The sequence below is a fragment of the Nocardiopsis rhodophaea genome, assembly GCF_039530945.1.
Lineage (GTDB): Bacteria > Actinomycetota > Actinomycetes > Streptosporangiales > Streptosporangiaceae > Nocardiopsis_C > Nocardiopsis_C rhodophaea.
Window position 1 is genome coordinate 1 of the sequence record NZ_BAAAPC010000078.1, and the last position, 509, is coordinate 509.

A 509-nucleotide genomic window follows, 5' to 3' on the forward strand; every position below is an offset into this window, starting at 1 on the left:
AAAAGCGGGATGGCGGATGTCATAAGAGATTTCACGGCTGTGGACAACCCGGACCCTTCCCCACCACCAGGAGCACAACGCTCGGCCCGACCCGCCAAACAGTCCACGCCTAGCTCGACGTCCCCGCCGGCGGCCACCACACGCCGACAAGCGCAACACCCACACCGCCCCACCGCTCCCGGCAGGAGCCCCCCCCGAGGGCCCGTTCCGGGAGCCGACCAGCACCCCACCACCCGGCCCCCGGGGGGGCGGGATACCGGTCAGGAGCCGATAGGGACCGGCCGACCACCGCGCCCAACACGACCCCGCAACAGGCACCCCCACACCCGCCGCACCCTCGCCCCGGGTTTCACACAATCACAAACCCAGGCAACAAAAAAGCGGGGACCGCCCCACAGGACGATCCCCACCAACAAAACGCGCGGCAGCGACCTACTCTCCCACCCCCACCATGAAGGCAGTACCATCGGCGCAGGGAGACTTAACGACCGGGTTCGGAATGAGACCGG

The 509-nt window shown here is 68.4% G+C and carries 1 rRNA gene; it reads right to left on the minus strand.

Going from position 1 to position 509, the window contains the following annotated elements:
• Nucleotides 1-419: 419 nt before the first annotated feature.
• Nucleotides 420-509 (minus strand): 5S ribosomal RNA (gene rrf, locus ABD259_RS25735); the annotation flags it as partial.